Below are 2,120 nucleotides of genomic sequence, written 5' to 3' on the forward strand. Positions count from 1 at the left end.
ACCGGCGGCGTGTTCCGCTTTGAGGACGATGGCCCCGTGCAGTCTGGTAATGGGCAAGGCCCCATTGTGCATGGCTCGGTACAGGAGGATGCCCTGACACTGGCTGGCGGTGCTCCCCATGAGGGTAACCATGAAGGGCCCGGGCAGACCACCACGGTCAGTGATACTTCGGGCTCTCTGAATACCTTGGTGGAATTCGGGGCCGATGGTCCTGGCGTATTCAGTCTGTCGAATAACGTCAGTTCACTGGTCTCACAAGGGCTGAGCAGCGGTGGCGTGGCGCTGAGTTATAGCGTGGCGGGCAATGTGTTGACAGCAACCGCAGGCGGGACAGTGATCTTCACCTTGACCGTGGCTGCTGACGGTGATTACTCCTTCACCCTGAAGGGACCGCTGGATCATCCTGTCAAGGAAGGGTTGCCGAATGGCGATAATGAGTTGCTGCCGGTACCTATCGACTTCTCGGGTGTCCTGGTTGCTACCGATGGGGATGGTGATCGGGTCCAGGGCTTCACGAAAGGGTCATTCGTCATCGATGTGCAGGATGATATTCCTGTGGCCCAAGATGACTACGCTACCGTGCTTGCCGGTCAGTCTCAGAACATCAATATGGTATTCGTGCTCGACTTCAGCGGCAGTATCGACAATAGCGAGCTGAACATCATGCTGGATGCAGTACGTACTGCAGGACAGGCGCTGTTCAATACCTCTGGTGGCCAAGTCAAGATCCAGATCGTGGCATTTTCCGGCGATTCCATCGCGTATTTGCCAACCGATAATGTCACCGCGTTCACTAATCTGGTTAATTCGTTGAACCCACAGGAGCCCGGCGGTATACGTCCATTCAATGGCAGCACCGACTTCACCGATGCCATTGAGCAGACCATGATCTCTTACACGCCGATCCCGGGTTGGAGTAACCAGGTGGTCTTCATCAGCGATGGTGACCCCAATGAACAAACCGGCCCAGGTGGTGCTTCACTCACCAACACGGTGGCAACCAACTGGAACAATTTCGTCGATACCAACCTGGTCAATGTCACCACCATAGGCATTGGTAATGGGATCAATGATGTGCGCCTGCAAGAAGTCGACCTGGATGCCGGCCCGAATAACATGCCGCTGCGGGTTAATAACTTCAGTGACCTGGTCAACACCCTGCTCAATCAGGTGATAGGCGGCCTGGTGCAAGGCAATGTGCTCAGCGGCTCAAACAATGTCGTGGGTGGTGGGGACGATGATGCCTATGGCGCTGATGGTCCAGGTTATATCCAGTCCATCAAGATTGGCGCGACCACCTACAGCTGGGACGGGGTGCTCGATGGCGATCAGCAGCTGACGGCCGTCACTACTCCCGCGGGTGGCAAGCTGAGCTTCAACTTCTCCACTGGGGCATGGAGTTATCAGGCTCCCGCCAATGTGAATGGTGATCTCACCGAAGACTTCCAATACATCCTGATCGATAAGGACGGCGATCCGGCCACGGCCACCCTGCATCTGTATGTCGAAGATGTGGGCTCGGTGCAGGCTTATGTCGATGAGGATGAGTTGCCAAGTGGGATCACCGATAGTGACAGCGTCACCAATAGCGTCAGTGGCACCGTTGCCCCCTTGATTGTCGGCCCGGACAATTCCGCGACCATCAGCCTCAACACTAATACCAGTGGTGTAACCCCGGCCAGTTCGGGTGGCGTGGCGCTGGTCTATACGGTAGTGGGTGATACCATGACTGCCACGGCCAATGGGGCGACTGTGTTCACACTTCAGGTCGGTTCAAATGGCAGCTATCAGTTCAACTTGGTCAAGTCGCTGGATCATCCGCTGGGTAATGGCGATGACAACGAACTGCTGACCCTAGATTTCACCAGCATCCTGAAGGCCACAGGCGGCACTGGCACCTTGGCCGGCAGCTTCCTGATCCATGTCGAAGACGATGTGCCAATGGCCAACAACGATGCGGACAGCGCCGTCGAAGGGGTGTTCACCCCGGTCACCGGCAACGTCATCACCGGGCTGGGTACCACGGGCGGTGCCGGTGGTGCGGGGGCTGACGTCAAGGGGGCAGACGACGCGGCGGTCAGCCAGGTCGTCGGCTTCAATGGCAGCACCGACAGCAACGC

General features: G+C 57.1%; 1 protein-coding gene. It reads left to right on the plus strand.

The genetic code is table 11. The features are described from left to right. Window positions 1–2,120: T1SS-143 repeat domain-containing protein (locus tag G4923_RS20800; protein WP_163138172.1), on the plus strand; the 2,120-nt coding region annotated here is incomplete at both ends.

Source organism: Aeromonas rivipollensis (assembly GCF_010974825.1).
GTDB lineage: Bacteria > Pseudomonadota > Gammaproteobacteria > Enterobacterales > Aeromonadaceae > Aeromonas > Aeromonas rivipollensis.